This window comes from Bradyrhizobium sp. CCBAU 21365 (assembly GCF_015291305.1).
Taxonomy (GTDB): domain Bacteria; phylum Pseudomonadota; class Alphaproteobacteria; order Rhizobiales; family Xanthobacteraceae; genus Bradyrhizobium; species Bradyrhizobium elkanii.
Genome location: NZ_CP030036.1, coordinates 514,272 through 539,768 on the forward strand (window position 1 = coordinate 514,272; position 25,497 = coordinate 539,768).

Annotated in this window: 21 protein-coding genes; 9 read left to right on the plus strand and 12 right to left on the minus strand. The window is 65.4% G+C overall.

Annotation, left to right across the window (positions count from 1 at the left end):
• Nucleotides 1-32 precede the first annotated feature (32 nt).
• From XI02_RS02415 to XI02_RS02425, 3 genes are all read right to left on the minus strand, one after another.
• Nucleotides 33-281 (minus strand): hypothetical protein, encoded by a 249-nt coding sequence (locus XI02_RS02415; RefSeq protein ID WP_016845175.1) that lies wholly within the window; start codon nt 279-281, stop codon nt 33-35.
• Between the two features lie 155 nt (nt 282-436).
• Nucleotides 437-1,156 carry a Crp/Fnr family transcriptional regulator gene (locus XI02_RS02420; RefSeq protein WP_018269415.1) on the minus strand — a complete coding sequence of 240 codons (720 nt, stop codon included), beginning with the start codon at nt 1,154-1,156 and terminating at the stop codon, nt 437-439.
• Between the two features lie 188 nt (nt 1,157-1,344).
• On the minus strand, nt 1,345-2,055 hold the full coding sequence (locus XI02_RS02425; RefSeq protein ID WP_244980864.1) for a Crp/Fnr family transcriptional regulator: 711 nt from the start codon (nt 2,053-2,055) through the stop codon (nt 1,345-1,347).
• A 551-nt stretch (nt 2,056-2,606) separates the two neighbouring features.
• Between XI02_RS02425 and XI02_RS02430 the strand changes: the two genes are divergently transcribed.
• The 6 genes from XI02_RS02430 (at nt 2,607) to XI02_RS02455 (ending at nt 9,388) form a co-directional block, all read left to right on the plus strand.
• Nucleotides 2,607-4,130 carry a flagellin gene (locus XI02_RS02430; RefSeq protein WP_172646073.1) on the plus strand — a complete coding sequence of 508 codons (1,524 nt, stop codon included), beginning with the start codon at nt 2,607-2,609 and terminating at the stop codon, nt 4,128-4,130.
• A gap of 389 nt (nt 4,131-4,519) precedes the next feature.
• A complete protein-coding gene (locus tag XI02_RS02435) occupies nt 4,520-7,231 on the plus strand; it encodes a hybrid sensor histidine kinase/response regulator (protein ID WP_172646072.1) in 2,712 nt (903 codons plus the stop codon).
• A 22-nt stretch (nt 7,232-7,253) separates the two neighbouring features.
• Nucleotides 7,254-7,739, plus strand: coding sequence for a chemotaxis protein CheW (locus XI02_RS02440; protein ID WP_018269418.1), 486 nt, complete (start codon nt 7,254-7,256; stop codon nt 7,737-7,739).
• 43 nt (nt 7,740-7,782) lie between these two features.
• A complete protein-coding gene (locus XI02_RS02445; RefSeq protein WP_018269419.1) occupies nt 7,783-8,172 on the plus strand; it encodes a PleD family two-component system response regulator in 390 nt (129 codons plus the stop codon).
• A gap of 37 nt (nt 8,173-8,209) precedes the next feature.
• Complete coding sequence (locus tag XI02_RS02450; protein WP_172646071.1) at nt 8,210-9,067, plus strand: protein-glutamate O-methyltransferase CheR; 858 nt, start codon at nt 8,210-8,212, stop codon at nt 9,065-9,067.
• 3 nt (nt 9,068-9,070) lie between these two features.
• A complete protein-coding gene (locus XI02_RS02455) occupies nt 9,071-9,388 on the plus strand; it encodes a hypothetical protein (protein WP_028343631.1) in 318 nt (105 codons plus the stop codon).
• 133 nt (nt 9,389-9,521) lie between these two features.
• Here XI02_RS02455 and XI02_RS02460 read toward each other — a convergent pair whose 3' ends face one another.
• On the minus strand, nt 9,522-9,830 hold the full coding sequence (locus tag XI02_RS02460; protein WP_172646070.1) for a hypothetical protein: 309 nt from the start codon (nt 9,828-9,830) through the stop codon (nt 9,522-9,524).
• Nucleotides 9,831-9,983: 153 nt separating this feature from the next.
• On the opposite strand from XI02_RS02460, the gene XI02_RS02465 reads away from it, so the two are divergent.
• The 3 genes from XI02_RS02465 (at nt 9,984) to XI02_RS02475 (ending at nt 13,384) form a co-directional block, all read left to right on the plus strand.
• Nucleotides 9,984-10,616 carry a response regulator transcription factor gene (locus XI02_RS02465; protein ID WP_018269422.1) on the plus strand — a complete coding sequence of 211 codons (633 nt, stop codon included), beginning with the start codon at nt 9,984-9,986 and terminating at the stop codon, nt 10,614-10,616.
• A 195-nt stretch (nt 10,617-10,811) separates the two neighbouring features.
• A complete protein-coding gene (araD, locus tag XI02_RS02470; RefSeq protein ID WP_172646069.1) occupies nt 10,812-12,551 on the plus strand; it encodes an L-arabinonate dehydratase in 1,740 nt (579 codons plus the stop codon).
• A gap of 113 nt (nt 12,552-12,664) precedes the next feature.
• Nucleotides 12,665-13,384: a ribonuclease activity regulator RraA gene (locus XI02_RS02475; protein ID WP_016845496.1), complete on the plus strand. Its 720-nt coding sequence runs from the start codon at nt 12,665-12,667 to the stop codon at nt 13,382-13,384.
• 251 nt (nt 13,385-13,635) lie between these two features.
• Here the strand turns inward: XI02_RS02475 and XI02_RS02480 are convergent, their stop codons facing one another.
• From XI02_RS02480 to XI02_RS02515, 8 genes are all read right to left on the minus strand, one after another.
• A complete protein-coding gene (locus tag XI02_RS02480; protein ID WP_172646068.1) occupies nt 13,636-15,744 on the minus strand; it encodes a S9 family peptidase in 2,109 nt (702 codons plus the stop codon).
• 97 nt (nt 15,745-15,841) lie between these two features.
• On the minus strand, nt 15,842-17,563 hold the full coding sequence (locus XI02_RS02485; RefSeq protein ID WP_172646067.1) for an iron ABC transporter permease: 1,722 nt from the start codon (nt 17,561-17,563) through the stop codon (nt 15,842-15,844).
• Nucleotides 17,564-17,688: 125 nt separating this feature from the next.
• Nucleotides 17,689-18,753 carry a substrate-binding domain-containing protein gene (locus XI02_RS02490; protein ID WP_172646066.1) on the minus strand — a complete coding sequence of 355 codons (1,065 nt, stop codon included), beginning with the start codon at nt 18,751-18,753 and terminating at the stop codon, nt 17,689-17,691.
• A gap of 22 nt (nt 18,754-18,775) precedes the next feature.
• Nucleotides 18,776-19,828 carry an ABC transporter ATP-binding protein gene (locus XI02_RS02495; protein WP_244981101.1) on the minus strand — a complete coding sequence of 351 codons (1,053 nt, stop codon included), beginning with the start codon at nt 19,826-19,828 and terminating at the stop codon, nt 18,776-18,778.
• Nucleotides 19,829-20,141: 313 nt separating this feature from the next.
• Nucleotides 20,142-21,326, minus strand: coding sequence for an alanine--glyoxylate aminotransferase family protein (locus XI02_RS02500; protein ID WP_069279717.1), 1,185 nt, complete (start codon nt 21,324-21,326; stop codon nt 20,142-20,144).
• 131 nt (nt 21,327-21,457) lie between these two features.
• Nucleotides 21,458-22,291, minus strand: coding sequence for an LssY C-terminal domain-containing protein (locus tag XI02_RS02505; RefSeq protein WP_172646064.1), 834 nt, complete (start codon nt 22,289-22,291; stop codon nt 21,458-21,460).
• A 175-nt stretch (nt 22,292-22,466) separates the two neighbouring features.
• Nucleotides 22,467-23,192, minus strand: coding sequence for a thermonuclease family protein (locus XI02_RS02510; RefSeq protein ID WP_172646063.1), 726 nt, complete (start codon nt 23,190-23,192; stop codon nt 22,467-22,469).
• Between the two features lie 543 nt (nt 23,193-23,735).
• On the minus strand, nt 23,736-25,463 hold the full coding sequence (locus XI02_RS02515; RefSeq protein ID WP_172648969.1) for a hypothetical protein: 1,728 nt from the start codon (nt 25,461-25,463) through the stop codon (nt 23,736-23,738).
• Nucleotides 25,464-25,497: the final 34 nt, after the last annotated feature.

Sequence of the window (25,497 nt, forward strand, 5' to 3'; positions counted from 1 at the left end):
AGAACCCCGTTCGGTTCGTTAGAACCCGGTTCTCAGAAATCGTCTTCCGCGGCGAAGCACAGGCGCGGCGCGGGCCGCGCGGCCGGCGCGGCCGCCTTCGGCTCATCCGGAACGATCGTGACCACCCATGCCGCCGTCGCGCCAGACTTGCTTTCGACGATCGCGCGCACGCGTCCGGTGACGGTCGCGCCGGCCGACCGTATGGTCGCGGTCCGGCCGTTAAACTGGGCCATGCGGAAGCGCCGGGCTTCCTTCCGGTCGGTCGTCTGGTACGTGAACATCGGCTCCCCCGTGCGTCCACACAACTGTGCGGAGGCAGCGTTATCCGACGGTGAAAATCGCACGCCGTAGAAGTACGGCTTGCACGGCGGTCAGAGCGCTTTCGAGCGAAGCGGTGCCGGCTCGCGCAAAAGAAAACGCGGCAAAACAACGAACTCTAGCGACCGACTTCCTGACAACTCAGCAGCCCCGCATATTGCGCCTTGACCGCGGCGTAGCATTCGCACGCGGTTTTGATCAGCCCCTCGGCGTTGGTGATCTCGATGTGCCCGCGGCTGTAGTGGATGAAATTGGCCTGTTGCAAGGTATGCGCGACCAGCGACACGCTGTTGCGGCGCGCGCCGATCATCTGCGCCATCGCCTCCTGCGTCAGGACGATCTTGTTGCTGCCGGAGAGATCGCGTGTGTGCAGCAGGCATCGCGCCAGCCGTGACTCCACGGTGTGCGCGGCGTTGCAGCCGGCGGTCTGCTGGATCTGGGCGTAGACGGCGAGCCCATGCCGGATCAATCTCGCGCGAAGCGTCGGGCTCTGGCCGGCAGCTGCGCGCAATGGCTCGAGCTCCACGGTCGAGGCGATGCCGGGCACCAGCACCGCTGCGTTGTTGAGAACAGGCCCTTCGACGAGCGGGGCGAATGCGTCATAGATGCTGTCGCGGCCGACCATCGCGACCTGCACGCGCTCGCCTCTTGCCAGCTTGACCACCAGCGAGATCACGCCCTTGTGCGGCATGTATGTCCGCTTGAGCACCTCGTCGGTCTCGACCAGGACTGAATCGGCCGCGAGGTCGACCGTCCGCAGATGCGGCCGAATCAATTCGAAATCGCTTGCCGAAAGCGACGCCAGGAATCCGTTGGGTGGTCGCGAAACCTTATCCAAAGCAACCTCCTGCCTGCCGGCAAAGTTTGTCTCTGGTCAGTGGAGTTGACGCGTGCAGCTGGGCGTCCCTGCAACCTATTCTGGCATGTCCTGGTTCCAATGGAAACATGTCCGGGTTCCATTGAGAAGCACGTATTGTCGCGGGGGCGGGCTCGACATTATCCTATGTTAAAGAATTCGCGGCGCGATCAATCTTCCGGCCCGATCAATTGTTCGGCGTGCGCCTTGACCGTCGCGTAGCATTCACACGCCGCCTTCCGCAGCCCATCGATATCGGTGATCTCGATATGACCGCGGCTGTAACGCAGGATGCCGGCCTGCTGAAACCCATGTGCGACAATCGAAACCGCATTGCGCCGGACGCCGATCATCTGCGCCAGCATCTCTTGGGTCAGCGGCAATGCCTCGCTGCCGCACAAATCGCGAGCGCGCAGCAGCCATCGTGACAGCCGCGCCTCCACCGGATGGGAAACATTGCAGGCGACGGATTGTTGCGTCTGCGCCATCAGCGCCTGCTCATAGAGCGCAACCAGGGTCCGGAAATCCGCGCTGCGATCTGCTGCCTCGCGGAAATCCTCCGCACGCACCATCGAGGCCGAGCCTGGCACCACAACAATTGCGTCGGCAAGCAGCGGCCGCTCGTGCAGGGCGGCAGACGCGCCCACGACGCCGTCACGACCAATGGTGGCAATTTCGACAGATTGCCCGTCGGACAGATTGATCATCATCGAGACCACGCCGCTATGCGGAAAATACACCCGCTGCACCGGCGCGCCGGCATCGGCGAGAGCCGTTTCCCTGGTCAGATCGACGGTTTCCAGAAGGGGATGAAGCTGCGCGTACTCCGTGGAGGGAAGTGCTTGCAACAGACGATTGGGCGGACGCGATACCGCGGACATTGGTGCTCCTGCCGAGGGCGGGAGCACTTACGGTCTCGCATCACCTACTCTTGGCGTGTGGAATGATTGCGAACATAGCTTGCCTGTCCAATTGCACAAGGGTTGTAGTGTTGAAACTATACCCTCTAGAGGGCAGACGACGTGGCCGTCGCCGGCACCGGTGATCGACGTCGATTCGCGCGGCGTTCGACACGGGCGCGAATTTGTCTCTCATTTATTGATTTCCATTAACTCTGTTCCTCACCGGACTTTGCATCGTGATGACTGGCAACGCCGGCTATCGACGCGCCGGGCCGGCCGCGCCGGGATGTCGCAAGTCCTGCACATGCGCAGGAAATTCGCGGCCATGACGTCGGTCCGGCGCCGAACGTGCGCTGCCGCGGTCAACCATCGCGCGGGCCGCCGGTCGAATCACCGGCAAGGCCGTTCTGGGTATTTGTACGGACCAGCCCTTTAACGAACGGGTAGCGCGGACGGACCAGTGTGGCGTGGGTCGCCGTGCGAAATTTACGGCGTCGCGTCAATCGTGTTCATCCAGAAGGGTATCCAGTATGTCCGGCATCGTTCTTTCGGCATCGGTCCGTCAAAACCTGCTTTCGCTGCAGTCGACCGCTGACCTGCTCGCCACCACGCAGAACCGCTTGTCCACCGGCAAGAAGGTCAACACTGCTCTCGACAATCCGACCAACTTCTTCACGGCGCAGTCGCTCGACAACCGCGCCAGCGACATCAACAACCTGCTGGACGGCATCGGCAACGGCGTGCAGGTGCTGCAGGCCGCCAACACCGGCATCACCTCGCTGCAGAAGCTCGTCGACAGCGCCAAGTCGGTCGCCAACCAGGCCCTGCAGGCTGCGGTCGGCTATTCCGCGAAGTCGTCGGTGACGACCGCCGCGATCCCCGGTGCGACCGCTGACAACCTGCTCGGCACCGCGACCCCGACCAATGCAACGCTCACCAGCACCGCGGCCTATACCGGCATCGACCTTACCGCGGCCGGCGCGAACCTGACGTTCCAGATCAACAGCCAGACTGTGACCTTGAACTCGGGCACGAACTACTCCGCCACCCAGGTTCGCGACGCCATCAACACGCAGGTCGGCGCCAGCGCCAAGGTCGCCGCCTCGATCGACGGCACGGGCAAGCTGGTCCTCACCAGCACCAACACCGCCGGCGCCGCGGACTCGCTCACCGTCGGTACGTTCAGCTCGGGCGACGCGACGCAGCTCGGCCTCCCGGCCGGTGCGACGGCAACCGCGAACGGCACGGCTGGCGCGAGCCCGCTGGACACGCTCACGCTGACCATCGGCGCAACCGGCAACGGCACCGCCACCAGCATCACCTTCGGCACCGGCGCAGGCCAGGTGAAGTCGCTCAACGACCTGAACAACGCGCTTTCGGCCAACAACTTGCAGGCCTCGCTCAGCGCGGCCGGTGCGCTCACCATCAGCACCACCAACGATGCCGCTTCGGCGACCATCGGCACGATCGGCGGCACGGCTGCCGGCGCCGGCAAGCTGTTCAACGGCCTCACGGGCAGCGCTCCGGTGCAGGACCCGACCGCGCTGGCGAACCGCGCCAACCTGGTCAACCAGTACAACAACATCCTGGACCAGATCACCACGACCGCCCAGGACGCCTCGTACAACGGCATCAACCTGCTCAATGGCGATCAGCTCAAGCTGACCTTCAACGAGACGGGCTCCTCGACGCTGAAGATCCAGGGCGTGACCTTCGACGCCACCGGCCTCAACCTCACCAAGCTGGTGGCCGGCACGGACTTCGTGGACAACGCTTCGGCCAACGCCACGCTGAAGACGCTGAACAACGCGAGCGGCCTGCTGCGCACCCAGGCTTCGACCCTCGGTTCGAACCTGTCGATCGTGCAGATCCGCCAGGACTTCTCGAAGAACCTGATCAACGTGCTGCAGACCGGCTCGTCCAACCTGACGCTGGCCGACACCAACGAGGAAGCGGCCAACAGCCAGGCGCTGTCGACCCGCCAGTCGATCGCGGTGTCCGCGCTGGCGCTGGCCAACCAGTCTCAGCAGAGCGTTCTGCAGCTGCTCCGCTAAGCGTAGCCGCGACAGACATCGACTATCGAGGCGGCGGAGGAAACTCCGCCGCCTTTCGCTTTGGCTGCGCTTGACCATCCCGCCGGGTTCAACCAATGAGCGATCGCGTTCCGATGCAGGCGGTCGTCATGGCGCGAACGTTTCGCGTGACTTAGCGGTCCTCAATTCCAATTAGTTCAAATTGCGATGACCGATGGAACGGCCTCTTTCCCGTCCGGGTGGTAAGGCCTGTCCTTGTGAGGCTGGCCGTGATGTCGTGATGCGTCGTCGAACTGCTGAAGGGCTTCATCGTCCGTATTTGCACGGACGGCAAAATTAACGTCGCCGTGAAGCCGGCCAAGTTATCGATGCACGGCGAGCGTTCCGTAGCACCTTGAGGGGACCTATCCATGGACGATCTGTTGCGCGAGTTCCTGACGGAGAGCAGCGAGAGCCTGGATACGGTCGACAACCAGCTGGTGCAGTTCGAGCAGGATCCGAACAACGCAAAGATCCTGGATAACATTTTCCGCCTTGTGCACACCATCAAGGGGACCTGCGGCTTTCTCGGGCTGCCGCGGCTCGAGGCGCTGGCGCATGCCGGCGAGACGTTGATGGGCAAATTCCGCGACGGCATGCCGGTGAGGGCGGAAGCCGTGACGCTGATCCTGTCCTCGATCGACCGCATCAAGGAGATCCTTGGCGGCCTCGAGGCGACCGAGGCCGAGCCTGAAGGCAACGACCGCGACCTGATCGATCAGCTCGAGGCCATGGTCGAGCACGGCATGGCGGCGATGTCTGCTGCTGAAGAAGATGTGCCGGTCGTCGAAGCTCCGTCGGTGCAGGCGGCAATGACCGAAGGCACGCTGGTGGTGCAGACCCTGGAGCGTCCGCTGCGTCCGGGCGAGGTCTCGCTCGACGAGCTCGAGCGCGCCTTCCGCGAGACCGAGACCGAAGTCGCCGCGCCTGCGCCGGTCGCCAAGCCCGCCGCTGCGGCGCCCGCCGCCGAGCCCGCTGAGGCTGTGAAGAAGCCCGCCCGCAAGGCCGCGGGTGAAGACGTCCAGGAAGGCGACAAGATCGCCAACCAGTCGATCCGGGTCAATGTCGACACCCTCGAACACCTCATGACCATGGTCTCCGAGCTGGTGCTGACCCGCAACCAGCTGCTGGAGATCTCCCGCCGCAACGAGGACACCGAGTTCAAGGTACCGCTGCAGCGGCTCTCCAACGTCACCGCCGAGCTGCAGGAAGGCGTCATGAAGACACGCATGCAGCCGATCGGCAATGCCTGGCAGAAGCTGCCGCGCATCGTCCGCGATCTCTCCGGCGAACTCGGCAAGCAGATCGAGCTCGAGATGCACGGCGCCGACACCGAGCTCGACCGCCAGGTGCTCGACCTGATCAAGGATCCGCTGACGCACATGGTGCGCAACTCCGCCGATCATGGGCTCGAGACCACCGCCGAGCGGGTCGCCGCCGGCAAGCCGGAACAGGGCGCCATTCGCCTCTCCGCCTATCACGAAGGCGGCCACATCATCATCTGCATCGCCGACAATGGCCGCGGGCTCAACACCGAGCGGATCAAGGCCAAGGCGCTCCAGAACGGTCTCGTCACCGAGGCCGAGCTGGAGAAGATGACCGAGGCCCAGATCCACAAGTTCATCTTCGCGCCGGGCTTCTCGACCGCCGCGCAGGTGACCTCGGTGTCCGGCCGCGGCGTCGGCATGGACGTGGTGCGCACTAATATCGACCAGATCGGCGGCACCATCGACATCAAGAGCGTGGCCGGCGAGGGCGCCTCCGTCACCATCAAGATCCCGCTGACCCTGGCGATCGTCTCCGCGCTGATCGTGGAAGCCGGCGGCGACCGTTTTGCGATTCCCCAATTGTCTGTGGTCGAGCTGGTGCGGGCCCGCGCCAACTCCGAGCACCGCATCGAGCGGATCAAGGACACCGCGGTCTTGCGACTGCGCAACAAGCTGCTGCCGCTGATCCACCTCAAGAAGCTGCTCAAGATCGACGACGGCGCGACCTCCACCGACGCCGAGAACGGCTTCATCGTGGTCACGCAGGTCGGCAGCCAGACCTTCGGCATCGTGGTCGACGGCGTGTTCCACACCGAGGAGATCGTGGTCAAGCCGATGTCGACCAAGCTGCGGCACATCGACATGTTCTCCGGCAACACCATTCTGGGCGATGGCGCCGTCATCATGATCATCGACCCCAACGGGATTGCGAAAGCCCTCGGCGCGTCCGGCTCCTCGGCCCATGACCTCGCCGACGACAGCGCGAGCGCGCACGCCAATAGCGGCGAGCAGCTGACCTCGCTGCTGGTGTTCCGCGCCGGCTCCAGCCAGCCCAAGGCGGTGCCGCTCGGCCTCGTCACCCGGCTGGAAGAGATCGCAACCGACAAGATCGAGCTCTCGAACGGCCGCTACATGGTGCAGTACCGCGAGCAGCTGATGCCGCTGGTGCAGATGGCCGGGGTCGAGGTGCAGAACCAGGGCTCGCAGCCGATCCTGGTGTTCGCCGACGACGGCCGCTCGATGGGGCTCGTGGTCGACGAGATCATCGACATCGTCGAGGAGCGGCTCAACATCGAGGTCGCGGGCAGCCAGGACGGCATCCTCGGCTCGGCGGTGATCAAGGGCCAGGCCACCGAGGTGATCGACGTCGGCCACTTCCTGCCGATGGCGTTCGCCGACTGGTTCTCGCGCAAGGAGATGCGCCCGTCGGCCTCGGCGCAGTCGGTGCTGCTGGTCGATGACTCGGCGTTCTTCCGCAACATGCTGGCGCCGGTGCTGAAAGCCGCCGGCTACAAGGTGCGGACCGCGGGCGGCGCGCAGGAAGGGCTCGCCGCACTGCGTTCGGGGCAGAGCTTCGACGTCGTGCTGACCGACATCGAGATGCCCGAGATGAACGGCTTCGAGTTCGCCGAGAACATCCGCAGCGACCACAACTTCAACCAGCTGCCGATCATCGCGCTGTCGGCGATGGTGTCGCCGGCGGCGATCGAGCGCGGCCGGCAGGCCGGCTTCCACGACTATGTCGCCAAGTTCGATCGTCCCGGGCTGATCGCGGCGCTGAAAGAGCAGACCGCCGAACTGCGCCGCGCGGCCTGACCGGATGCAAGGAACAGAATTGATGACCAGCAAGACCGAGACCAGCGAAGGCGCCATGGCCGAATACGTCACCGCCGTGATCGGCGGGCAGCTGTTCGGCCTGCCGATCTCGCGGGTGCAGGACGTGTTCATGCCGGAGCGGCTGACGCGGGTGCCGCTGGCCTCCAGCGAGATCGCCGGGGTGCTCAATCTGCGCGGCCGCATCGTCACCGTGGTCGACATGCGCGCCCGGCTCGGGCTGCCGAAGGCCGACGACGGCCAGTTGCCGATGGCGGTCGGCGTCGACCAGCGCGGCGAATCCTATGGCCTGTTGATCGACCAGATCGGCGAGGTGCTGCGGCTGCCCGACGACAGCCGCGAGGACAATCCGGTCAACCTCGATCCCCGCATGGCCAAGCTCGCCGGCGGCGTCCACCGCCTCGACGGCCAGCTCATGGTCGTCCTCGATGTCGATCGCGTGCTCGAACTGGTGCCCAAGACCGATCCAAGGACAGCTGCTGCAGCGTAACACTCCACCGCGGAGACGGTGGATTCCACAAGGAGGCCAACACATGAAGACATGTCTCGTCGTCGACGATTCCGGCGTGGTGCGAAAGATCGCGCGCCGCATCCTCGAAGGAATGGAGTTCACCGTCATCGAGGCCGAGGACGGCGCGGTCGCGCTCGAAGCTTGCAAGCGCGCGCTGCCGGATGCCGTGCTGCTCGACTGGAACATGCCGGTCATGGACGGCTTCGAATTCCTCGTGCAGCTCCGCCGCATGCCCGGCGGCGATCAGCCCAAGGTCGTGTTCTGCACCACCGAGAACGGCATAGACCACATCTCGCGGGCGCTGCATGCCGGCGCCAACGAATACATCATGAAGCCGTTCGACAAGGACATCGTGATCGCGAAATTCCAGGAAGTGGGCCTGCTGGCGCTCGACGCGTCGGCCGAAGCCTGACACCCAGTTTCATCATTCAGTCCCTTGTGAGGCTCCCGTGACGCCCCCCGACTACGAGTATCTGCGTAAGCTCCTGAAGGACCAGTCCGGTCTCGATCTGTCCGCGGACAAGCAATATCTGATCGAGAGCCGCCTGCTGCCGCTGGCGCGCAAGAGCGGCCTGTCCGGCATCCCCGACCTGGTCGCCAAGATCAAGGCGGGCTCGTCCGCGCACACCGTCCAGGTGGTCGAGGCCATGACCACCAACGAGACGTTCTTCTTCCGCGACAAGGTGCCGTTCGAGCACTTCCGCGACACCATCATGCCGGAGGTGCTGAAGGCACGTGCTGCGCGCCGCAGCGTCCGGATCTGGTGCGCCGCCGGCTCCACCGGCCAGGAGCCCTATTCGCTGGCGATGTGCCTGAAGGAAATGGGCGCGGCGCTTGCCGGATGGCGCGTCGAGATCATCGCGACCGATCTGTCGCAGGAGGTGCTGGAGAAGTCGAAGGCCGGCATCTACAGCCAGTTCGAGGTGCAGCGCGGGCTGCCGATCCAGATGCTGGTCAAGTACTTCAAGCAGTCGGGTGAATTCTGGCAGGTCAATCCCGAGTTGCGCGCGATGGTGCAGCACCGCCAGCTCAATTTGCTGCACGATTTCTCCCAGCTCGGCACGTTCGACGTGATCTTCTGCCGCAACGTGCTGATCTATTTCGATCAGGACACCAAGATCAACATCTTCAACCGTCTCGCCCGGTTGATGGAGGCCGACGGCTTCCTGGTGCTGGGCGCCGCCGAAACCGTGGTCGGCCTGACCGACACGTTCAAGCCGCTTCCCGAGCGGCGCGGCCTGTACCGGCCGAGCGGAGTGCGGGGCGGGCTCGCCATGCCGAAGCCTGCCATGGCGGTCGGATATTGAGCGATGACCGAGGACGGCAAATCCATTGAGCGGGTCACCTTCAGCCGGGGCGTCGATGTCTGCATCATGGCCATCGACGGCACCTGGCGGCGCGACTGCCAGCTCAATGCCATCTCCGACACCGATGCGTCGCTGACGGTCGAAGGTTCCATTCAGGGGCTCAACCTGAAGGAGTTTTTCCTCCTGCTGTCCTCGACCGGACTTGCCTATCGCCGCTGCGAACTGGTCCGCGTCAACGGCACCGAAATGGACATCAGCTTCCTCAAGGGCAAGCCGAGCAAACGGCGATCGTCCGCCGACGAAGAGCGGGCCAGGGCCTGACGTCAAGACGGCCTGATCCGACCGGGCGGGCAAGGCCCGCGTCTAATTCGGACGATGCGTGGAACAGATCGCCGCCTGATGGGTTGGGCGTCGACAATCGAGGTGATTGGGCCGAACCGTCGGTTGCGGTGGGTCAGTTCAGCAGGCGCGGCGGTGCCCCGGAATCGTGCAGCCGGTCGAGCGCCGCGCCGAGGCCGGCATCGCGGGCCTTCAGGGCGGTGGACGCTGTGGGGCCGCGCGGGGTAACGTCGTTGCGAACGACGATGTCGGTGTCGGCCTGACGCTCGGCCAGCACGGCCTCGCGCGCAATCGCCGCTTCGATCAGCCGCAGACTCGCCTGAACATGGCCAATCAGCGCGACCAGGTCCGTCACGATCAGACCGGTGGGATCATTGCCCTCGTCCAAGCGCACTGCAACGCGGTCCGCCGCTGCATTTTCCATGCATCTTTCTCCACTGCCCCCACTTTTAGGGAACGCGGTGCTACTTGTGCGTTAAGCGGACGTCCCGTACAAATACGGGTCCATTGATCGAGATGGTCTAGTTAGTTCTTGTGCGGTCAGGGCAGCACGCTTCACCACTGATGGACGATGCATATGGTTGAGAATGGCGCTCCGCGCGGGGAAATCTTTGTAGTCGACGACGATCCTGCCGTTCGCGAGACGCTTTCAGTGGTCCTCTCGACCGCTGGTTACAAGGTGATCTGCTTTGCGGACGGCGCGGCGTTGCTCGCGGTGGCGCGCAGCAGGACGCCGGCCTGCATCCTGCTCGACGTGCATATTCCCGGCAAATCCGGCCTCGATATCCTGAGAGAGCTGCATGGCGAGGATTATCCGGCGCCGATCTTCATGATCTCCGGTCAGGGCGACATCGCAATGGCGGTCAGCGCCATCAAGAACGGCGCGCTCGACTTCATCGAGAAGCCGTTCCGCGGCAACGAGATCGTGAGCCGTCTGAACGAGGCGATCGACGCCTACACCAGGCGCCAGGCCGAGACGTCGGCGTCGCGGATCGCCGCGCTGCACTTCCCGGGCCGCGAGCCGCTGACCCGCCGCGAGCGCGAGGTGCTCGAGCAGTTCACCGCGGGCGCCTCCAACAAGGAAGCCGGGCGCCACCTCGGCATCAGTCCGCGCACGATCGAGGATCACCGCGCCAACATCATGAAGAAGCTCGGCGCGCGCAACGCCGCCGATCTGGTCCGCATCGTGATGACGGCGCAGCAAAAATAAGCCAAGGCTGGTTGCCAAGTCCGGTTTACGTTCCGATTGCCACATTGCGGAGCCCGTGCGGCGCACGTTCAGCGAACGGCACGTCTGCGCCGGGCGCGGGACGACATGTCTGAAAATCGAGTGTATGCCTGAGGCGGGCAAGCGTGCCGGGATCGCGCGCGTGCGAGCAATGTCGAGACATATGGCGCATCGAAGATGACGAAAAAGAACAAGACCCCGGATCAATTGCGCAGCGCGCGCTGGTTTGCGCCCGATGATCTGCGCGCCTTCGGCCACAGATCGCGGGCGATGCAGATGGGCTACGCGCCGGAGGAGTGGCGCGACCGGCCGGTGATCGCGATCATCAACACCTGGTCGGATGCGCAGCCCTGCCACATGCATTTCAAGAGCCGGGTCGACGACGTCAAGCGCGGCGTGCTGATGGCCGGCGGCTTTCCGCTCGAGCTGCCGGCGCTGTCGCTGTCGGAATCGCTGTTGAAGCCGACCACGATGCTCTACCGCAACATGCTGGCGATGGACGCCGAGGAGCTGCTGCGCGGTCACCCGGTCGACGGCGTGGTGTTGATGGGCGGCTGCGACAAGACCACGCCCGGCCTGCTGCTCGGGGCCACCAGCATGAACCTGCCGGCGATCTACCTGCCCGCCGGACCGATGCTGCGCGGCAACTGGAAGGGCCGCACGCTGGGCTCCGGCTCGGACGCCTGGAAATACTGGGATGAGCGCCGTGCCGGCAAGATTTCCGACAAGGACTGGGTCGACATGGAGGCCGGCATCGCCCGCAGCTATGGCACCTGCATGACCATGGGCACGGCCTCGACGATGACCGCGATCGCCGAAGCCATCGGCATGACGCTGCCGGGCGCCTCGTCGATCCCCGCGGCCGACGCCAACCACATCCGCATGAGTTCGGAGGCCGGCCGCCGCATCGTCGAGATGGTGTGGGAGGATCTCACGCCGCAGAAGATCCAGACCCGCAAGGCCTTCGAGAACGCGATCACGGTCGCGATGGCGATGGGCTGCTCGACCAACGCCATCATTCACCTCATCGCGCAGGCGCGTCGCGCCGGCCAGGACATTTCGCTGGACGATTTCGAGAAAGCCAGCCGCAAGGTACCTGTGATTGCCAATGTGCGGCCGAGCGGCGACCTCTATCTGATGGAGGATTTCTTCTATGCCGGCGGGCTGCCCGGCCTGATGAACCGGATCAGGCAGCATTTGCATCTCGACTGCATCACCGTCACCGGCCAGACTCTCGGCGAGAACATCGCAGGCGCCGAAGTGCACAATGACGACGTGATCCGCACGGTCGACAACCCGATCTACAAGGAGGGCGCGCTTGCGGTGCTCAAGGGCAACCTCGCGCCCGACGGCTGCGTCATCAAGCCAAGCGCCTGCGATCCGCGCTTCCTCAAGCATACTGGACCCGCGCTGGTGTTCGACGACTATCCGTCGATGAAGAAGGCGGTCGATGATCCCGATCTCGACGTCACGGCCGATCACGTGCTGATCCTGCGCAATGCCGGTCCGCAGGGCGGGCCGGGCATGCCGGAATGGGGCATGCTGCCGATCCCGACCAAGCTGGTGAAGCAGGGCGTGCGCGACATGGTGCGGCTGTCGGACGCGCGGATGAGCGGCACCAGCTACGGCGCCTGCATCCTGCACGTCTCGCCGGAATCCTTTATCGGCGGCCCGCTGGCGCTGGTGCGGAACGGCGACCGCATCACGCTCGACGTCGCCGCGCGCACCATCAATCTCGATGCGCAGGAGGCCGAGCTGGCCAGGCGCCGCACCGAATGGAAGCAGCCCGAGCAGCGTTTCGAGCGCGGCTATGGCTGGATGTTCTCGAAGCACATCAAGCAGGCCAATGAGGGCTGCGACTTCGATTTCCTCGAGACCGGCTTTGGCAAGCCGGTCGGCGAGCCGTCGATCTACTGACCGTCGTTCCGGGGCACGCGAAGCGTGAACCCGGAACCCATTTCTCCACAGCGCATGCGGCCCGATGGATTCCGGGCTCGCGCTTCGCGCCCCGGAATGACGAAGAGAGCACCATGTCAAAACTCAGCGACGCCACCCGCAACAAGCTGAAATCCGTCTCCACCGCGACGGTCGCGACCGCGCTGTTCAGGCGCGGCTTCCGCATCCAGATGATCCAGGATGTTCATCCGCTCGGTCCGGATCAGCCGACCATGGTCGGCGAGGCTTTCACGCTGCGCTACATGCCGGCGCGCGAGGACCTCAACAAGATCGAGGTGTTCCGCGATCGCGCGCATCCGCAGCGCAAGGCGATCGAGGATTGCCCCGTGGGCGCGGTGCTGGTGATGGACAGCCGCAAGGATGCGCGCGCGGCGTCGGCCGGCGCGATCCTGGTGACGCGGCTGATGAAGCGCGGCTGCGCCGGCGTCGTCACCGACGGCGGCTTCCGGGATTCGGCCGAGATCGCGCGGCTCGGCTTCCCGGCCTTTCATCATCGCCCGAGCGCGCCGACCAATCTGACGCTGCATCAGGCGATCGAGATCAACGTGCCGATCGGCTGCGGCGACGCGCCGGTGTTTCCCGGCGACGTCATCCTCGGCGACAGCGACGGCGTCATCGTGATCCCGGCGCATCTCGCCGACGAGATCGCCGACGAGACGTTCGAGATGACCGCGTTCGAGGATTTCGTCACCGAGCAGGTCCAGAACGGCCGCGGCATCTTCGGGCTTTATCCTGCGACCGACGAGCAGACGTTGAAGGATTTTGCAGCTTGGCGGAAGGCGAAGGGGCGGTAGCGTCTCACTCTCCGCCGGTCATCCTTGATAAGCGATCGTCATACATTCCGCCGTAGTCGTCGTTGATGGCGACCGCCACGCATTCCGCTGTCGTCCCGGCGAAGGCCGGGACCCATAACCACAGGGAGGAGTTTGGCGAAGATTGGCAGTGCCGTGGGACTGCGACTTCCTTCTCGATGGATCACGCGGTATGGGTCCCGGCCTTCGCCGGGACGACGATGGGGAGGGGGCCGCGCAAGCCAACCGGCACCCTACACCTCCGCCTTGTCAGCCATCCCGACCGCCCACAGCGCAAACGCATAGACGATCGCGACCTCGTCGAGGCGGTTGAAGCGGCCGGAGGCGCCGCCGTGGCCGGCGCCCATGTTGGTGCGCAGCAGCACCGGGCCGCCGCCGCGCATGGTGGCACGCAGCCGCGCGATCCATTTCGCAGGCTCCCAATAGGTGACACGCGGATCGGTGAGCCCGCCCATCGCCAGGATCGCCGGATAGTCCCTGGCCGCGACATTGTCGTAGGGCGAATAGGACAGGATGGTGCGGAAATCCTTTTCACTCTCGATCGGGTTGCCCCATTCCGGCCATTCCGGCGGCGTCAGCGGCAAGGTGTCGTCGAGCATGGTGTTGAGCACGTCGACGAACGGCACTTCGGCGACGATGCCGGCGAACAGCTCGCCGGCGCGGTTGGCGCTAGCTCCCATCAGCATGCCGCCCGCCGAGCCGCCATGGCCGACGATGCGTTTTTCACCGGTGTATTTCGCCTCGATCAGCGCGCGCCCGGCGGCGGCGAAATCGTCGAACGTGTTGGTCTTCTTCTCGCGCTTGCCGTCGAGATACCAGCCCCAGCCCTTGTCGGCGCCGCCGCGGATATGCGCGATCGCATAGACAAAGCCGCGGTCGACCAGCGACAGCCGGTTGGCGGCAAACGATGCCGGCATCGCCATGCCGTAGGAGCCGTAGCCATACAGCAGGAGCGGCGCCTTGCCGTCGCGAACGAAATCCTTGCGATGCAGGATCGAGACCGGCACCTGCGCGCCGTCATGCGAGGTCGCCATGATGCGGGTGGTGACGTAGTCGGCCGGGTTGTGGCCGGACGGAATCTCCTGGCGCTTGCGTAAGCTCCGCGTGCGGGTCGCCATGTCGTAGTCATAGACTTCCGACGGCGTCGTCATCGACGAATAGGCAAAACGCAAGTTGGTGGTGTCGAACTCGTAGCCGCCCATGGTGTCGAGCGAATAGGCCGCCTCGTCGAAGGCGATCGCGTGCTCCTCGCCGCTGTTGAGGTCGCGGATGATGATCGCCGGCAGCGCATTGGCGCGCTCCAGCCGCACCATGTGGCCGGCATAGAGCTCGACGTCGAGCACATAGACGCCCTCGCGATACGGGATCAGGTCGCGCCAGTTGGCGCGCGTGGGCGCGGCGAGCGGCGCGGTGACGACCTTGAAGTCGATGGCATCGTCGGCATTGGTCAGGATGAACAGCTCGTCGCCGCGGTCGGCGATCGAATATTGCACGCCTTCCTCGCGTGCCGCGACGAGGCGCGGCGGCGCGTCGGGATTGGAAAGATCGATCAGCCGCTGCTCCGAGGTCTCATGGTCGCCGCCCGCGATCACGCAGAAGCGGCCGCTCGCGCTCTCGTGCAGGTGGGTGAACCAGCCGGGATCCTGCTCCTCATAGATCAGGGTGTCGTCGGCCTGTTGGGTGCCGAGCTTGTGCCGCCACACCTGCATCGGGCGGTGATTGTCGTCGAGCTTGACGTAGAAGAAGCTCCTGGAATCCGCGGCCCAGACCACGCCGCCGTCGGTTTCCTCGACGATGTCGTCGAGATCGCCGCCGGTGGCCCAGTCGCGCACCCGGATCGAGAAATATTCGGAGCCCTTGGTGTCGGCGCTCCAGGCATGCAGGCGGTGATCGTTGGAATGTCGGCTGCCGCCGAACTTGAAATAGTTGTGGTCCTTGGCCAGCGCGTCGCCGTCGAGCACGACATGGGCGTCGCCGCCATCGCGCGGCGTGCGGCAGTACAGCTCGTGCTGGCCGCCCTCGCGAAACTTGCGGAAATAGGCGAACGGGCCGTCCGGCGACGGCACGCTGGAATCATCCTCCTTGATCCGCCCGCGCATCTCCTTGACCAGCCTCTTCTGCAAGCCGTCGGTGTGGCCGAGCAGGCTCTCGGTGTAGCCGTTCTCGGCTTCGAGATAGGTCCGGATATCGGGATCGAGGATCGAGGGATCGCGCAGCACCTCCTGCCATTTCGGATCCTTGATCCACGCATAGTCGTCGGTCACCGTGATGCCGTGGGTGGTGAAGGAATGCGGCCGGCGCGGCGCGACCGGGGGCGATGTTGTGCTGGCGGATTTGGTCACACGATCCTCATGGTGCGGGGTTCCGCTCTATATCGGGATGAATGTGGCGATTGCCAGATGGCGCACCTATTCGCGTGCCCGCACGCGGCAGAGCGAGCTACCCGTTCCGTAGCCTCGCCCCCGCATTGCCGCCGGACATCGGGATCCGGTTCACCGCCAGCACCACGGCGAAGGTGATCACCAGCATCGCGATGCCGAGCACTGCGATCGCGGCGAGGTCGCCGCCTTCGTTGAGGTCGTAGATCAGGACCGACAGCACCTTGGTCTGCGAGGTGAACAGCACGATCGCCGCCGACAGTTCCCGCATCACGCCGATGAAGATGAAGCACCAGGTCGCGATCACGCCGGTGCGCAGCAGCGGCGCTGTGATCTGGCGCAGCGCCTGCAACCGCGTCGCGCCGAGGATGCGGCTCGCCTCCTCGAGCTCGGGATGGATGGTCGAGAACGCCGCCTGCAATTGCTGATAGGCCGAGGGCAGATTGATGGTGAGAAACGCCAGCAGCAGGATCCACAGCGTGCCGTAGAGCACGAAGGGCGGCCGCGTGTAGCTCAGGAACAGGCCGACGCCGAGCACGATGCCGGGGACTGCGACCGGCGCGGTGGCGAGGAAGCCGAGCACGCGGTGGCCCGCGATCACCTTCCGCGTCGTGACATAGGCAATGACGAGCGCGAGGATGGTGCCGATCGTCGCGGTCGCAGTACCGAGGATCACGGTGTTCTTGAGCGCGAGCTGGGTCGACGACAGCTCGGTGAACACGAAGACGATGTTGTGCAGCGTCGCCGTCGACGGCGTCACCAGCGTGGTCGCGTTCGGCGAGAATGCGGCGTTGAGCAGCGCGAGATAAGGCAGGAACACCGGGTTGAGCAGCACCAGGAGGCAGAAGCCGAGCGCGGCCCAGCGCCAGCCGCGCAATTCGACCCGGCGCGGCGCGCCATATTTGCCGCCGATCACCGAATAGCCGCGGCGGCCGAGCAGCGCCTTCTGGCCCTGCAGCAGCAGGATGGTCAGCACCAGCAGCGGCACCGCGGCGGCCGCCGCGAGCTCGAGCTTCGGCGGATACTGGAACAGGCTCCAGATCTTGGTCGTCATGGTGTGGAAGCCGGCCGGCAGCGCCAGGATCGCCGGCGAGCCGAACAGCGTCATCGCCTGCAGGAACGCGATCAGGGCGCCTGCGACCAGCGCGGGCAGGGCGAGCGGGATCGTCACCCTTCGCGCGGTGGTCCAGGCATTGCCGCCGAGGATCGCGGAGGCATCTTCCAGCTCGCCCGGCATGGTGTCGAGCGCATTGGCCACCAGCACGAACACGAACGGGAACGTGTAGCAGGAGATCACGAAGATGATCCCGGTCATCGAATAGATGTTGAACAGCGCGTCGGCGTCCTCGCCGGCGAACGGTCGGTAGAGCTGGTTGAGCAGCCCCGAATTCGGCGCCGCCAGCAGTTCCCAGGCGACCGCGCCGAGAAACGGCGGCGTCACGAACGAGGCCGTCACCAGTGCGCGAATGGTCTGCCGCCCCGGCATGTCGGTGCGCGACACCAGCCAGCTGATCGGCGCCGCGACGATGCAGCAGATCAGCGCCGACGTGGTCGCGATGATCGCGGTCGTCAGCAGCGGATCGAGGAAATCGGGATTGCTGAACAGCGTGACGAAGTTTTGCAGCGTCGGATGCCGGCTCTTGTCGGTGAAGGCGAACACCGCGAGCCACGACAGCGGCAGCAGGATCAAGAGGACGAGCACCGCCGCGAACAGCCACAGGACGGGACGCGTCCAGTCGATGCGGGGGCTTGGGGCCGGGGAGGTGGTGATGGTTGTGGTCATCTTATCCGCGCATCCATTCTATCCCCTCATCCTGAGGAGCGCGGAACGCGCGTCTCGAAGGACGAGGCCACCAGTGGGGCCGCATGGTTCGAGACGGCGCTTCGCGCCTCCTCACCATGAGGGTCCTAGACTTTGAACAGCCGCGCATAGCGCGTCTTGATCTCTTCGGTCATCGCTTCCACCCCTGCCGGGTCCTCCTTCATCAGCTTGATGTCGGAAAGCTTGCGCCGGCCGGCCTTCGGCTGCACCTGGGCGTGCAGCGAATATTGGCCGGTGAAGTCGACGAAGAACTGCTGGGTCTCGCGGGTGTGCAGCCAGGCCTGGAACAGTCTTGCGGCGTTCGGATGCGGCGCAGCGGCGAAGATGCCCGTGGGACCCGAGATCGTCGGCGTGCCTTCGGTCGGATAGACCGGCTCGACCGGTTGTCCGGCTTCCTTCAAGAGCACGATGCCATATTCATTGCCGTCGGCCATCACGGCGCGCTCGCCGAGCGAGAGCTTTTTCGGCGGATCGGTCGAGGACTGCACCTGCATCACGCGCTGTTTCGCAAGCTTCTCCAGATACGGCCAGCCGAGCTCGCGCACGATCTGGAACGTGGTGGTCATGATCGTGCCGCTATAGGCCGGATGGCCCTTCACCATCTTGCCTACCCACTTGGGATCGAGCAGGTCGGCAAAGCTCTTCGGCGCGTCCTCCGCCTTCACCAGGTTGGTGTTGTAGGCGATCGACGACAGCCACAGCCGCGTCGTCACGGCCATGCCGTCGGGGTCGCGATAGTTGTCGGGAAAATGCTTCGCGACGTCTTCGGGCACGAACGGCATCAGCCAGCCGCTCTTCTTCCAGGGGATGAAATGCGAGGCGTCGGCGCTGTTGACGACGTCGGCGGCGTGGATATTGGAATCGAATTCCTGCGCCACGCGCTGGAACAGCCGCTCCGAGCCGGAGCGCTCGATCTGCACGGTGATGCCGGGATAGGCGGCCTCGAACGCCTTGCCGAGCCTTTCGCCGACCGGCAGGTCCATCGACGAATAGAACACGAGCTTGCCTTCCTTGGTCGCGGCCGCGACGAGATCGGGCGTGATCGCGACCGGCTCGGGTGCGGCGGCGCGTGCCGGTGAAGCGAACACGGTGCCGACCGCAAGCGCCGCAGAGCCTTTCAGGACATCGCGTCTGGAAACCGGCTTCTGCATCGCATCGCTCCGTTGCTTGTTGTTATCGGCTCAGCGCCCGGCAGCGCGCGGGCGGCAAGGTCAGCCAGACCTCGCTGCCCCTCTCGACCGCGGTTTCGGTCGGCGTGGTCACCCGCAGCGATGTGCCGTCAGCGGTTTCCACCATGTAGTCGCGGTTCATGCCGAGATAGACCTGCCGTGTCACGATGGCCTTGAGCGTGTTCTGCGCGGCGGCGGGCGGCTGCGTCGCGAGCTGGATCTCATGCTGGCGGATCGCCACCGGCGCGCTCTGGCCGGCCGTCAGCGTGGCGCCGACCACCTCGAGCGTTGCACCGGCGAACTCCACGTGGTTCGCATCGCGCGCGGTGCCCTTGATCACATTGGCGGCGCCGATGAAGCGCGCGACGAATTCGGATTCCGGCCGCGCATAGATGTCCTCAGGGCTGCCGAGCTGGTCGATCTTGCCGGCATTCATCACCGCGATCAGGTCGGCTGTCGTCATCGCCTCGGACTGGTCGTGGGTGACGTAGACCGTGGTGTAGCGATATTCGTCGTGCAGGCGGCGGATCTCGAACCGCATCTCCTCGCGCAGATTGGCGTCGAGGTTGGACAGCGGTTCGTCGAGCAGCAGCGTCTCGGGGCCGACGATCAGCGCGCGCGCCAGCGCGACGCGCTGCTGCTGGCCGCCGGAGAGCTCGCCCGGATAACGCTGTGCCAGCGGTTCCAGCTTGGTGGTCGCCAGGATCGCGGCGAGCTTCTTGGCGATGGTGTCGCGGTCCATTTTGCGCAAGCGCAGGCCGTAGACGATGTTCTCCGCCACCGTCATGTGCGGCCACAGCGCGTAGCTCTGGAAGATCATCGACATGTTGCGCTGCTCGGGCGGCAGCGTGCGCGCCTTCGACGACACCACGCGGTCGCCGACGCGGATCTCGCCATCGGATGGTTCGAGGAACCCGGCGATCAGCCGCAGCGTCGTGGTCTTGCCGCAGCCGGACGGCCCGAGCAGACAGACCAGCTGGCCATGATCGATCGTGAGCGAAACATCATCAACCGCGACAAACGATCCAAACCGCTTGACCAGGCCGCGCAATTCCACCGATGCCAAGCGGTCCCTCCATTTTGTTGTGTCGCAGGGATCCGTGCCCGGCTGTTGCCGGCAGTAAAGCGGAAAATGATGACGACGGAAAGTGTTCGGGCCTTCGCAAAAAGTCGTGGCAGCTCTTCGTTGCGTTATCCCCGACCACTCTTCCGTCATCCTGAGGAGCGCGAAGCGCGTCTCGAAGGATCGACGGCCCGGATCTCTCAGCGTGCTCCGATTCTCTCGCGGCGGCAACTCGACCGTCGATCCTTAGACGCCCGCCTTTGGCGGGCTCCTCAGGATGACGGGTTAAAGCCTCGGACCACCTCAGCTACGCCTTCACGTTCTCGCCGAGCCATTGGATGGCGGCGTCGGCGCCGGCCTTGCCGTGCGGGATGTTCAGCGCGGTCAGCGCGACCTCGACGACGCCGAGGGTGCCGAGGATCATCGGGGCGTTGACGTGGCCCATATGCGCGATGCGGAAGGCCTGGCCCTGCAAATCGCCGATGCCGGTGCCGAGCACCACGCCGCATTTCTCCTTGGCGTAGCGCTGGATCGCGGCGGGATCGGCGCCCTTCACGGTCACCGTCGTCACCGTGTTGGAGCGCTCGGCGGGCTCGGCGATGTTGAAGCCGAGCACCTGTCCTTCGCCCCAGACCGCGACCGCGCGGCGCACGGCTTCGCCGAGCAGCCGATGCCGCTCAAAGGCATTCTCCAGGCCTTCGGCGTGCAGCATGTTGATCGCCTCGCGCAGCGCGAACAGCAGATGTACCGGCGCGGTGCCGGCATATTTGCGGTAGTGCTCCGAGCCCTCGCGCTCGGTCCAGTCCCAATAGGGCGTGCGCAGATCGGCTTTCTTGTGGGCGTCCCAGGCGCGGTCGTTGGCGGCGACGAAGCCGAGGCCGGGCGGCGTCATCAGGCCCTTCTGCGAGCCACTCATCGCGACGTCGACATACCATTTGTCCATCTCGAACGGCATGCAGCCGAGCGAGGCCACGGTGTCGACCATGTACAATGCAGGATGGCCGGCGGCCTTGATCGCCTTGCCGATCGCCTCGATGTCGTTATAGGCGCCCGACGCGGTGTCGACCTGAACCACCAGGATCGCCTTGATGGTGTGCTCCTTGTCGCGCCGCAGCCGCTCCTCGACCTCGGCCGGACGGATCGCGCGGCGCCAGTCGCCCTTCAGCACCTCGACCTCGGCGCCCATCGCGGCCGCGGCCTGGCCCCAGCCGATCGCGAAGCGCCCGCTCTCCAGCACCAGCACCTTGTCGCCGCGCGACAGCACGTTGGAGAGCGTCGCCTCCCAGGCGCCGTGGCCGTTGGAGATGTAGATGTAGGACTTGCCCTGGGTGACGAACAGCCGCGAGAGGTCGCGCAGCAGGCTGTCCGTCAGTTCGACCATCTCGTTGGAGTAGATATCGAGCGCCGGGCGGTGCATTGCCTGCAGCACCTGATCGGGCATCGTGGTGGGCCCGGGGATGGCCAGAAATTCCCGGCCCGCGCGAACGGTCATCGTCCTGTTCCTTTTGGATAAAGCGCGCAAATCATGCGCGTGAGGGGTCAAGCGCGGAGACTATTCCATCGCGGCTACGATTGCGAGCAGGACGAAGCAATCCAGCGTTTCCAAAACCGCGGGACACGCTGCTATTTGCCGATCGATTCGACGACCGCGCGCCAGACCTGGTCCTTGAATTCGGTCGCGGCGGGGCTCGGGAGCTGCTCGACGGTGCCGTGGTTCTTGCGGCAGGCCTCGACCAGCCGCAGCACCCAGATTTCGCCGTCGGTGTAATAGGGATCGCCGCCGCCATTGCGGCCGTTGAAGGTCGGGCCGATGCCGGTCACCTGATATTTCGCGGTGACCATGCCGGCGGACTCGAGGTCAGTGGCGAGCAGCGCGCGTTCGGCGTCGAGATCGGCCGCGATGTGGTGGGTCACCGCGCCGGTGTAGTGGCTGACGCCGACGCTGCGGTCGAGCGTCGCAGCGCCCAGCCACACCGGGCGCTTCTCCTCGCCCTGATCGAGCACCTTCCAGAACCGGACATGGTTGCGGCGGTCCGCGCTCGATCCGACCGGCCGCTCGAAGGCGAGATCCTCGCGGCGGTCGAGATAGAACAGGTTGCTCACCGGCGCATCCTTGTAGGGACGATCGAGCAGCACGCTGCCCACGATCTCGATCGAGGATTTCAGCGTCACCGGATCGGCCGGAAACCAGCCGGCCTCGTGCATCGCGCAGACCACGTCCCTCTTGTCGCCGATCAGCCCGACATTCATCGGATCGCCGGGAATGCCCTGCGCGGTGCGCGTCACCATCGGCAGATTGGCGAGGCCCTTTTGATGCTCGTAATGCGTCCACAGCGCCGGCAGCAGCAGATAGGCCGCGATCAGGTAGATCGCCAGGACGAACAGCAATGCCATCTGCGCCTGCCGAAGGCGGCTGCGCCGGCGTGGCTTCTGCTGATTGACCCCGGTATCGGTCATAGCATTCCCTTCACCTCTTCCGCTTGCGGGGGAGGTCGGATCGCATCGAGGACGCGATCCGGGTGGGGGCTGTCTCCGAAATATGACTCGTGGTGAGACCCCCGCCCCAGCCCTCCCCCGCAAAGAGGGAGCAGACTGCCGTCGCGGCTGCACGTCAATCTCATTCCATCAGGTGTCAGCGCCGTGTCTCGCGGCAGCCGGCGGCTTCGGCCTCCTCGACCGAGCAGAACCAGCGCGTGCCCTTGCTGATCTTCATTTCGATCTTGGCGTACCAGCGGCTGGTCCGCTGGTGAAAGATGCATTCACCGGAGCGGTTGACGTTGCCCTTGATGGTGCAGTCGGGTGACGGCGCCACCGGGCCCGAGGCCGAGGCGAGCAGGATCGCGTTGGCGCCATCCGGCGGCTTCACCGCGCCGAGCACGGTGGTCTTCTTGTTGCGCACCCGCCAGTCCCAGGGCGCGATGAAGGCGCCCTGCCACATCCCGGCTTTTGCCTCACGCGCGGCCTTCTCGTCGGCTTCGTAGTCATGCGAGGCGCGGGTGTAGGCCAGCGCCCAGCCGCTCGCGACCAGCCATTTCTGGATGTCCTCGCCGTCGACCTCGCAGCGCGCGATGGTGCGGCCGCGGCGATCGACCGAGCGGGCGTGGCAGGTCCAGCTCTTGTTGCCGGCATGCTTGATCAGCTCGTCGCGCGCCGCGACGCCGCAGGTCCAGCGCTCGCCCTTGGTGTTGAGGCAGAGCTGGTCGGTCGATGGCGCGTCGACGCCTGCGAGGCGGATGCGGACGCTGCCGATCATGAACTGGTCGCCGTCACGGATCTTCGGCACGCCGGTGATGTCGGCGGCGGCAGCCAGCGTCGGCAGCGAGAGCAGCAGGCCCGCGGTGAGCAGCGTCTTGAACATCGGCGTTCCCGGCCAGGTTCTTATCGTTCAAAGGGCTTTTGGCGTGCAGTGGTCAGTGCCCAACGATTGTGCGGGCAATTGGGCAACCGTGCCAGTGCTGTTGCGTTTCCGCCAGTTTCAACTTCGCGTCATCCGGCTCCACGATGTCATCCTCCCCTGGAGGGGTCGAGACGAGCGAAGCTCGCTCTGGGATCGGTTCGCATGAAGCGTAGCGCAATGCGGACCGAGGTGGGGTGACAGTCTCTCCATAGAAGCGGTGCCCGTGTGGAGGCATCACCCCACCCCGTATCGCATCTTGCTTCGCGCGACGCGATACGACCCTCCCCCTCCAGGCAGGGCTATCGCATATGGGAGGAAATGGATTTGTCCGCACCGTCATGGCCGGGCTTGTCCCGGCCATCCACGTCTTTCTTCACCTGGAAACAAAGACGTGGATGCCCGGGACAAGCCCGGGCATGACGAGTTGGTGGAGCGACCGAGCTTATATGCGATAGCCCTGCCCCTCCAGCGGAGGGTGAACAAGGCGACTTCGCTCTACCTATCCTACACGGCAACCATTCGTCGCCTCGCCAGCGCCAGGGCCATCAGCACGAAGGCCGAGGTCACCTCCGGCCCGCCGACCAGGATGCGGGTCGGCGTCTTCATCTTATTCCACTCATAGGCCCGGTAGGGCCCCTTGCGGCCGCCCTCGCCGAGGCCCTGCACGATGCAGTGCAGCGCCGGCGTGAAGGTCGAGACCTCGGCGCCGAGATGCGCCAGCGCCATCAGCGCCAGCGCGGCGTCGAACGGGTTCATCTCGTGGGCGATCAGCTCGTGCGTGACATAGCCGAGCACGCGGGCGCGGATCAGCGCGAACACGTTGCCGGGATCGATGATGCGCTGCGCCGCCAGCGGCAGCGCGACGAAGGCGGCATAGCAGCGGCCGAAATAGGCCGAATAGAGCTCGGGCAGATAATAGATGTGCGAGCGCGGGTTTTTGAACGCGCCGCTTTCGACCAGATGTTTCTGGAAGGCGATGATGCGATGCACCGTCTCCAGCCGCTGCGGCGTCTCGATGATCTGCCAGCGGGCGAGGTTGCGGAACGAGACCTCGAGGATGTCGAGGTTCAGCGTCGGATCGAGGTCGTTGCCATAGGGCCGCTCGCCGGCGAGATTGTCGATCCAGGTGACGACGCCGCCATCGTAGTCAAGGTGATCGTTGAGCGGCACGGTGACACGCGGCTCGTTGGCGCCCGATCGCACCTGGTAGCCGCGGTAGAAGTCGAGCAGCGGCTGCTGCAGGATCGGATCGTCGGAGCCGGCCTGGGTCGCGGCCGAGAACGAGCACGCCGTGGTGTCGCAGTCCGGCACATAGATGCCGAAGCCGAGATCCTGCTTGATCTGGGCGAAGAAACGCGAGAAGCGCGGATGCCGGCCCGGCGCCAGCGCGGTGATGACCTTCACCGTCGAGCCGTCATGCGACGCCACCTCCTCGGCGCTGGTCTTCAGGCAAAAGTCCACCATGTCGGCGATCGCGCGCCGCGCGGTAACAGCTTCATCCGGCGCGGCGAGCCCGGTCTCGACGAAGCCGAGCAGCGCCTCGGTGAAGAAGGCGTCGTAATAGGCCGAGCGGTGGCGGATCTGCACCGGCTCCCACATCGGCTCGGCGATGCCGCGCCAGGCCGGGTTGATCAGCGCGCGCGCCGGCGAATGCGCGGTGAAGATCCGCGCCAGATTGAACAGCAAGGTCGAGTTCTTGTAGCCGCGCGCGTTCAGCCCGGTCAGCGCCATCAGCAGCTCACGCCCGCCGACGTCGGGGTCGCCGATCAAATTGAAGGCGGCATAGGTCGGGATGAAGCCGTTCCTGCCGAACGAGCGCAGGAGATGCGCGCCGGTCAGGCGGATCACGCGGTCGATCTCGGCGATCTCCGGCGGGCGGCCCGGTGCCGACGCGGCGGGCGGGGCCGGGTGGTGCACGCCGATACCGTCCATCAGTGCTGCGACGGGCGTGCCGATCGCGGCCCAGTCCGGCGCCGCGACGTCGCGCGCCGCGGTGAGCGCCGCACGCAGGCCGGCGAGGCGGTCGGGATCGTTGAGCGCGGGCAGGCCGGTGCGGCGGAGCAGCGCGCGCAGCGGCGGGTTGCCGAGCGCGGTCCGGTAGAATTTTCCGAGATGGGCATCGCCGCCGCGATAGGCCTGCAGCACGGGGTCGCAGACGTCGTACAGCGACGGGCCGTCCTTCCTGACGGTCAGCGACCGGCACACCGCGCCTGCGATCTCGTGAAGGCCCAAGAAGCTCAAAGAATCCCCTTTCCCGAGGAACCGG